Annotated in this window: 9 protein-coding genes and 1 tRNA gene; 5 read left to right on the top strand and 5 right to left on the bottom strand. The window is 65.8% G+C overall.

Annotated features, from left to right (window positions below):
* Positions 1 to 113 precede the first annotated feature (113 nt).
* Both ACLFQI_RS01340 and ACLFQI_RS01345 read right to left on the bottom strand, forming a co-directional pair.
* Positions 114 to 434 (bottom strand): hypothetical protein, encoded by a 321-nt coding sequence (locus ACLFQI_RS01340; RefSeq protein WP_410756991.1) that lies wholly within the window; start codon positions 432 to 434, stop codon positions 114 to 116.
* Between the two features lie 8 nt (positions 435 to 442).
* Positions 443 to 748, bottom strand: coding sequence for a hypothetical protein (locus ACLFQI_RS01345; RefSeq protein WP_410756992.1), 306 nt, complete (start codon positions 746 to 748; stop codon positions 443 to 445).
* Positions 749 to 816: 68 nt separating this feature from the next.
* Between ACLFQI_RS01345 and ACLFQI_RS01350 the strand changes: the two genes are divergently transcribed.
* Both ACLFQI_RS01350 and ACLFQI_RS01355 read left to right on the top strand, forming a co-directional pair.
* The gene (locus ACLFQI_RS01350; protein WP_410756993.1) at positions 817 to 1,425 is read left to right on the top strand and encodes a histidine phosphatase family protein; all 609 of its coding nucleotides are present in this window, start codon (positions 817 to 819) and stop codon (positions 1,423 to 1,425) included.
* 136 nt (positions 1,426 to 1,561) lie between these two features.
* Positions 1,562 to 1,651: transfer RNA gene (locus ACLFQI_RS01355), tRNA-Ser, on the top strand.
* Positions 1,652 to 1,694: 43 nt separating this feature from the next.
* Here ACLFQI_RS01355 and ACLFQI_RS01360 read toward each other — a convergent pair.
* The 3 genes from ACLFQI_RS01360 to ACLFQI_RS01370 form a co-directional block, all read right to left on the bottom strand.
* Complete coding sequence (locus ACLFQI_RS01360; RefSeq protein ID WP_410756994.1) at positions 1,695 to 2,573, bottom strand: HDOD domain-containing protein; 879 nt, start codon at positions 2,571 to 2,573, stop codon at positions 1,695 to 1,697.
* Between the two features lie 49 nt (positions 2,574 to 2,622).
* Positions 2,623 to 3,480 carry a HesA/MoeB/ThiF family protein gene (locus ACLFQI_RS01365; protein ID WP_410756996.1) on the bottom strand — a complete coding sequence of 286 codons (858 nt, stop codon included), beginning with the start codon at positions 3,478 to 3,480 and terminating at the stop codon, positions 2,623 to 2,625.
* A gap of 92 nt (positions 3,481 to 3,572) precedes the next feature.
* Positions 3,573 to 3,920: a hypothetical protein gene (locus ACLFQI_RS01370; RefSeq protein ID WP_410756997.1), complete on the bottom strand. Its 348-nt coding sequence runs from the start codon at positions 3,918 to 3,920 to the stop codon at positions 3,573 to 3,575.
* Positions 3,921 to 4,223: 303 nt separating this feature from the next.
* Here ACLFQI_RS01370 and ACLFQI_RS01375 point away from each other — a divergent pair, with 303 nt between their 5' ends.
* From ACLFQI_RS01375 to ACLFQI_RS01385, 3 genes are all read left to right on the top strand, one after another.
* Positions 4,224 to 5,237 carry a class 1 fructose-bisphosphatase gene (locus ACLFQI_RS01375; RefSeq protein WP_410756998.1) on the top strand — a complete coding sequence of 338 codons (1,014 nt, stop codon included), beginning with the start codon at positions 4,224 to 4,226 and terminating at the stop codon, positions 5,235 to 5,237.
* Between the two features lie 68 nt (positions 5,238 to 5,305).
* Positions 5,306 to 6,454, top strand: coding sequence for a glycosyltransferase family 2 protein (locus tag ACLFQI_RS01380; protein WP_410756999.1), 1,149 nt, complete (start codon positions 5,306 to 5,308; stop codon positions 6,452 to 6,454).
* Positions 6,455 to 8,008: ArnT family glycosyltransferase (locus ACLFQI_RS01385; RefSeq protein WP_410757000.1), on the top strand; the 1,554-nt coding region annotated here is incomplete at its 3' end.

Raw genomic sequence — 8,008 nt, forward strand, 5'->3', positions numbered from 1 at the left:
TCCTGGGTCTGAGCGGGGGCGGCCGCGCGGGCCGGGTTGGATTGGGTTGGATTGGGTTGGTCTCGTCTGCTGGGCCACTTCCGTGCCGATCCAACTTGGACGAGGGGGCAGGCTCATGACGCGGCGGTGCCGGTGACCTCATAGGTCTCTTCCAGGCCCTTCTCGCGGCCGTGCTCATAGGCCTTGCCCCAGGGCAGATGGGCCTGGTCGCGGGCGGCGTCGTAGACATCCGGCTCCAGGGTCGCCGCGACGCGCGGGCCATGTCCGAGCGCGTGCAGGGCCGCAAGCATGCCGTTGGCGTAGCCCCGGTTGTACCAGAGCTGGGGATCGTCCTGGCGGTCGAGGTAGCCTTCGGAATCGTGCGTCAGTGCACGCGCGAGTTCGAGCAGGCGCTCGATCAGCGGATCATCGGATCTCTCGGTCGTCTCGGGCATCTCGCTTCTCAGTCGTCGTACAGTTCGGCAGACCAGCCCAGCTCGCGCGCGCGCTCGATCGCCGCCTGATAGATGCGTTGATGACGCTCACGCAGCGCGTCGGGAAGGCGCGAGGCCAGGTTGCCGTAGGGGTGCCAGGCCTCGCTGACCTGATCGTAGAGCGACTCGATGCGCGCGAGCGACCAGCCCACGCAGGTCTCGTCTTCCGGGATCAGACCGAAGACTTGCGCGTCGCGCACGATGTTGCCGGTGGGCGTCATGCCGCCGTAACTGTCGGCGTCGAGTCCGACATAGATCTTGTTTCGGTTCAGCATAGGTTAACCTATTCGGTCTTCATTGCGCGGCAGCGGTTGGCTGTCGCGACGGTGCCAAGGAGTCCAGCGTGTGGGGTGAAGATACCATTGTCGACCTGATCCGCCATGGCGAGCCGCGCGGTGGTCGCATGATTCGGGGACAAGGGGTGGATCATCCGCTCAGCCCGCTCGGCTGGGAGCAGATGTGGGCGGCGGTGGGCGCCGAGGCGCCTTGGGATCAGATCCTGAGTTCACCCATGGCGCGGAGCCGCGCGTTCGCTTGCGAACTGGCGGGACGGCATGGCTTGCCGCTCGCGATCGATCCGGAACTGCGCGAGATCGCCATGGGCGCCTGGGAAGGACGCCGCCCGCTCGAACTGATGCACGCGGAGCCCGCGGCCTTTGCTGCATTCCGGCGTGATCCGCTGGCAAACCGCCCGCCCGGCGGCGAGCGCTTGGAGGCGCTACAAGCGCGCATCGGCCGCGCCTACGAGCGTCAGATCGCCGCCTATCCGAGGCGTCACCTGCTCATCGTCTGCCACGCCGGGGTCAGCCGCGCCATCATCGGCCATGTGCTGGAGGCGCCCCCGCAACACTGGTATCGCATCCGCATCGACTACGCGGGCCTCACCCGCATTCGCCACGATCGCTTCGGCCGCAGCCTCGAGTTCGTCAATGCCGAGCGAGCGCGATCCTGAACTCGCTGTGGTTGCTCGCCTGGTCGGCTGATCGCCTGCGGCTGGGCGGTGGGCGATGCATGGGATTGGTCTCGGCGCTCGAGCGTGTTATAGTCTCCGGCCGTTCTGCGCTCCTCCGAGCGCAGCGCGTCGCCCAGGAGAGGTGCCGGAGTGGCCGAACGGGCCTGACTCGAAATCAGGTGTACGCGCGAGCGTACCGTGGGTTCGAATCCCACCCTCTCCGCCACTATCAGAGGCCGAACGGATGCCTGGCTCCCCGGCCAAGCGCGTCAATACACCAGCATCCAGCCTGGCATCATGATCTCGTACATCTCGGTCACCTGCAGGTTGATATCGCCTGGCAGGCGGGCCAGGGACTCCGGTTCCAGCTGCAGACGCTCGGCGAGCGCGTGGAGCGTCTCGGTCGCCGCCTCCGACTGCATGCTTTCGCGCTCGAACATGGTGGCCTGAAAGAGCCGGGCGATCACGCGAGCGGCATGCACGATCTCGGTTTCGGTGCGGTAGCACACTGCGGCGTCAGGGTTGAGGTGATGCGCGATCGGTTGCCAGAGCGATTCGGGAAGCTGCCAGCTCTTGAGCAAGGCGGCGCTCAGCTCGGCGTGATTGAATCCGAACACCCGCTCCTCGGCCTCGACCAGGTCGAGTCCGTCTTGATCGCTGAGCCTCAGCACTTCCGAATAGGATTCGGGGCGTTGGCTGAGGAGCATCAGCTTGCCAAGCCCGTGTAACAGCCCCGTGAGAAAGAGCCGCTCGCTCTCGCTCTCGGGCAACGACCGTTGGCATGCCAGCGCCCTGGCGGCGATTCCGCAGGCGACGCCATTGAGCCAAAAACGCTCCATGTCGATTCGCTCGGGCGGAAGCCCCTTGAACACCTCGACCGCGCAGGTGGCGAAAACCAGATCGCGCAAGGCCTCATAACCGATCATCTTGATCGCCTTGGTGACGGTGTCCACCGGCTGCGGCCGGGCATAAAAGGCGCTGTTGAGGAGGCGCAGCAAGCGTGCCGACAGCGCTGGATCACACAGGATGACCTCCGCCAGGTCGGAGGGTTGCGAGGTGGGATCGTCGATCAACTGGTTGACGCGTAGGGCGACATCCGGCAAGGAATAGAGGTGTTTGGCTTCCTGGACGAGGGACTCGGGAGTCATGATCGGATTACTCCACGATAAGGATCGGCTTGTAGCGAGTTCGGCTATTCTAAGACGAATCAACGCTTGCGGTGGCACTTTCGTCACCGTCGCTCCGGTGTTCGCCAATCGCCTCTGAGGCCGTGGTCTTAGAATCCTTGGCTCCGGCATCCTTGCTGCCTATGTGGCCGCCCCCGCACACCGGACAGGCAGGGTCGGGCGGGATGCCGAGGGTGCGTATCGCCATGCTGCGGGCGTCGAGCAGCAGGAACGTCGAGAACAGCGGGGTGCCGTAGCCGGCGAGGATCTTGATGGCCTCGGTGGCTTGCAGGCTGCCGATGATGCCGACCAGCGGCGCAAGCACGCCTTCGCGCTCGCAACGCTCGCCGGCTTGCCCGTCATCGGGGTACAGGCATTGATAACAGGGATCGCCCGGGCGACCGGAGAAGACCGCGAGCTGGCCCTCGGCGCGGATGGCGGCGCCGGAGACGAGCGGGATGCCGGCCTGGACGCAGGCGGCATTGACGGCGTAGCGGGTCTGAAAGTTGTCGCTGGCGTCGACGATCAGGTCGACCTCGGCGCTCAGCTCGGCGAGGCGAGCGGGGCTCAGGTTGCGCTTGATCGGGAGCAGCTCGACATGCGGATTCAGCGCGCTCAAGGCGGCGACTGCGGAGTCGACCTTGGTCCAACCGATGCGCTCGCTGCTGTGCAGGATCTGGCGCTGCAGGTTGGACAGATCGACCGCATCGAAGTCGGCCAGCAGCAGACGGCCGACACCTGCCGCCGCCAGGTACATGGCGACCGGCGATCCGAGTCCGCCGAGGCCGACGATCAGCACGCTCGCCTGGCGCAAGCGCCGCTGGCCGTCCTCCCCGAACCCGGGCACGAGGATCTGGCGGCTATAGCGGGTTTCTTCGTCCGGACTCATCGTCGCCTAGCTCGGCTTTTTCGCACCGCGCCGGGATTGCTGATCGTGCGGCTTCGGCGTCGCTTCGGCTTGCTTGCGCGCCCAGGTCGCGTTCAACCGCCGGCCTGCTCGGTCGCCGGCTGGGCGCGGCCGAGATCGGTGACATTGACGAAATAATAGCCGCAGGTGGCCGGGGTGATGTGCTCGCTCGCGGTGCGCGGGTATTTGCGGCAGCTCGGCGGGCGGGCGTGATAGACGCTACAGCGGCTCAGGCCGTCGGCATCGTAGCGCAGGAACGGGCAGGGATAGGGCAGCTTGCAGCATTCGCCACAGCGGTTGCAGTCGCCGCGCCTGCCAGCGTCGACCGGCAGCAGGGAGGTCGCGAAGCGCTGAGCCTTGCGGCCGAGGCCGCTGGCGAGCGCGAGCAAGGGTTGGCGCCTACGCGCTGGCGTCGTGTGCATCGGGGTTGGTGCTCCTCGGGAGAAAGCGCGGGTCATGATCCGGCACCGCAAGGTCGGTGATCGAGAGACGCTCGCCCCTCGTCTCGACACGGTCATGCTGTTGTCAGCAAGTCGTCATACTACGTGTCTCGCCCCCGTTTGACCATGGCAGCCAGCGACAGGGGGTGCTTCATTGGTCGTCGCTCGCTATACTGGGCGATTATGCAATTTTTTTGCGTGTTTCGGCGCTCCATCCAGCCACCGTCCAGTCTCGCTCGGCGTGAGCGCAAAATGACCCGCCTATCCGCTTAGAGGACAGCCTACATGCACCACGGTACGACCATCACCCAGTTCATCGCCGAAGAACAACGCCACGCGCCGGGCGCGACCGGGGAGTTCACCGCGTTGCTCAACGACATCGTCACCGCGTGCAAGATGATCTCGAATCAGGTCAATCATGGCGCGCTGGTCGGCGCGCTCGGCAGCGCCGGTAGCGAGAATGTGCAGGGCGAGACGCAGAAGAAGCTCGATGTGCTCTCCAACCAGATGTTCATCCAGTGTACCGAGTGGTCCGGCCATGTCGGCGCCCTGGCCTCGGAGGAGATGGACGCGATCTACGAGATCCCGAAGGAGTACCCGCGCGGCAAGTACCTGCTGACCTTCGATCCGCTCGATGGCTCCTCGAACATCGACGTCAATGTCTCGGTCGGCACCATCTTCAGCATCCTGCGCATGGCGGGCGATGCCGGCGATCCAACCGAGCGCGATTTCCTCAAGGCCGGCACCGAGCAGGTCGCTGCCGGCTACGCGCTCTATGGTCCCTCGACCATGATGGTGCTGACCACCGGCAATGGCGTGAATGGCTTCACGCTGGATCAGAACATCGGCGAGTTCATCCTCACCCATCCGGACATGAGGATCCCGGCCGACACCGCCGAGTTCGCGATCAACGCCTCGAACAGCCGCTTCTGGGAGGCACCGGTCAAGCGCTACGTCGACGAATGTTTGGCCGGCAAGGAAGGGCCGCGCGGCAAGGACTTCAACATGCGCTGGATCGCCTCGATGGTCGCCGAGGTGCACCGCATCCTCACCCGCGGCGGCATCTTCATGTACCCGATGGATGCGAAGATGGCGGCGAAGGGGCAGGGCGGCAAGCTGCGCCTGCTCTACGAGGCGAACCCGATGTCGTTCGTCGTCGAGCAGGCCGGGGGGGCCTCGATCACCGGCCAGCAGCGCATCATGGAGCTACAGCCCGAGGGCCTGCACCAGCGCGTGCCGGTGATCCTCGGCTCGCGCAACGAGGTCGAGCGCATCCAGGGCTATCACAACGAGGGTTGAGGCCGGCTGAGAGGCTGCCTGGAAATCCGAACAAGCGGCGGGCTCGGGCCTGCCGCCGATCGAAGGTCATGCTCGAGTCCGGTCACCGCAGCCTCTCGCTCGTGATCCCGCTCTATCAGGAGCGCGAGAATGTCGCGCCGCTGGTGGCGCGTGTCCATGAGGGCCTGCGCGGCTATGACTCCCCCTGGGAGCTGATCCTGGTCGATGACGGCAGCCGGGATGGCACCGGGCAGGCCCTGTTCGAACAGGCGGCGCGCCACGGGCCGCATGTGCGGGTGATCCGGTTTCGGCGTAATTTCGGCCAAACGGCGGCGATGCAGGCCGGCTTCGATGCCGCGCGCGGCGACTTGATCGCGAGCCTGGATGGCGACCTGCAGAACGATCCGGCCGAGATCCCGCGTCTGATCGACGAATTGCTGGCGCGCGATCTGGATTTGCTGCAGGGCTGGCGGCGCGATCGCCAGGATGCGTGGCTGCTGCGCAAGCTTCCCTCGCGCATCGCCAATGGACTCATTGCCCGGGTCACCGGCGTTCGCCTGCACGATTATGGTTGCAGCCTCAAGGTCTATCGCGCCGCAGTGATCAAGGAGGTCCGCCTGTTCGGCGAGATGCATCGGTTCATCCCGGTCTGGGTGGCCGGGGTGACGGCACCCGAGCGCATCGGCGAGACCGAGGTCGGGCATCGCGCGCGCATGCTCGGCCAATCGAAGTACGGGCTCTCGCGCACCTTCCGCGTGCTGATCGATCTGTTGGTGGCGTTCTTTTTTCTGCGCTTCGGCGCGCGGCCGGGCCATTTCTTCGGCGCCATCGGCCTGCCGTTCGGTCTGCTCGGCGGGTTGCTGATGAGCTGGCTGGCCTGGGTCAAGTTCGGTCTCGGCGAGGATATCGGCGACCGCCCGCTGTTCTTCGTCGCCATCCTGTGCCTGGTCGCCTCGATCCAGTTCCTGACCACCGGCGTGCTCGCCGAGATCATGACTCGCACCCTGTTCGCGACCGGCGAGCGCACCCATCACTGTATCTGTCGCCAGACCGATCCGGCCGCCGCGGGCTGGAAGGTCGAGCAGCGACAGCAGCGCGACGACCAGTGCGGATTGGGCACCGAGGGTCTGAGCCGAGCGGAGACCGAGACCCGGTCCGCGAACCCAACCCACACCGGCGGAGTCGATGCCAGCCCAGAGCGAGCGCGGGGGCAGGCTGGTTCGGAGGATCATCTCTAAATGGACGCGCGCGACTCACTGCTGACACGCGTCCTCGTCTCGCCCTGGTTCCTGATCCTCATCGTCTGGCTCGCCTTCTTCTGGCAGCTCGGCGCGGTGCCACTCTACGACCTCGACGAGGGCGCCTTCACCGAGGCCACCCGCGAGATGCTCGCGAGCGGCAACCTCATCACCCCGCATCGGGACGGCGAGCCGCGCTACGACAAGCCGGTGCTGATCTACTGGCTACAAGCGGCCTCGGTCTCGGCGCTGGGTTGGAGCGAATTCGCGCTCCGGCTGCCCTCGGCGCTTGCGGCCAGTCTCTGGGTCCTGGCGCTCTGGGGATTCGTGCGCGCGCGCCTCGACGCCGCGACCGCAACCGTCGCCGGCTTGGTGATGGCGCTCGGGCTACAGGTCGCGATCATCGGCAAGGCGGCGGTTGCCGATGCCGTGCTCAATCTGTTCATCGCGCTCGCCTTCTTCGAGATCTACCGCTGGCGAAAGCGGCCGACCCGAACAACGCTGCTGCGCGCCTACCTCTGGCTCGGGCTTGGGTTCCTGACCAAGGGCCCGGTCGCGGTCTTCTTCCCGCTGCTGGTGAGCCTGCTGTTCTTCGTCTCCGTCGGTGCCTGGCGCGCTTGGCTGCGTGCCGTCTTCAACTGGCGCGGCTGGCTGGTCTTTCTGCTGGTCGCCGGCCCCTGGTATCTCGCCATCTACATCGACGATGGCCCCGGTTTCTTCCAGAGCTTTTTCCTCGGCCATAATCTCGGTCGCTACAGCGGCGTCAAGCATGGGCACGCGGGCTTTCCGGGCTATTACTTCGTCATGCTGCCGCTGGTGCTCTTGCCCTTCACCGGGTGGTTCCTGAGTCTGCTGCCAAGGCTGCGCCGACTCTGGGCCGATGAGCTGGATCGCTTCCTGCTGCTCTGGTTCCTCGTCGTGTTCGTGGTGTTCTCGTTCTCGGGTACCAAGCTGCCGCATTATCTGGTCTACGGCATCACGCCGTTGTTCATCCTGATGGCGCGGCATCGCGACGCGCCGCGCAATCGCTGGTTGGCCTGCGTGCCGCCACTGGTGTTCGTGGTACTGATGGCCGCATTGCCGGAGCTGCTCGGCGTGCTCGAAGGGCAGGCGGAGCGCGCGCACGAGCAGGCGATGTTTGCCGCCGGCGCGCAGGTGTTGGATAGCGGGTACCGACTGGGTCTCTGGATTGGCCTGGTGGCGATGATCGGTTTGTTGTGCTTGTCGCGGATTGCGCTTTGGCAGCGTCTGATCCTGGCCGGCGTCGTGCAGACCTTGCTGGTGTTCGGGCTGCTGGTGCCGGCGGTGTTTGCGGTGATGCAGGAGCCGGTCAAGCAGGCCGGATTGCTGGCCCGCGAGCTGGACCGGCCGACGGTGGTCTATCGCACCAGCATGCCGAGCTTCAGCGTCTATCGGGATGCGATCACGCCCGAGCGCGAGCCCGAAGTCGGCGATCTGGTGTTCCTGCGGATCGATAAGCTCGAGCGCTTGGAGCAAGCGGTGGCGCCGAACCGGCTCGATCTGCGTTATCGTCAAGGACCGGTGGCGTTGGTG

The organism is Halochromatium sp., from assembly GCF_046541315.1.
Taxonomy (GTDB): domain Bacteria; phylum Pseudomonadota; class Gammaproteobacteria; order Chromatiales; family Chromatiaceae; genus Lamprobacter.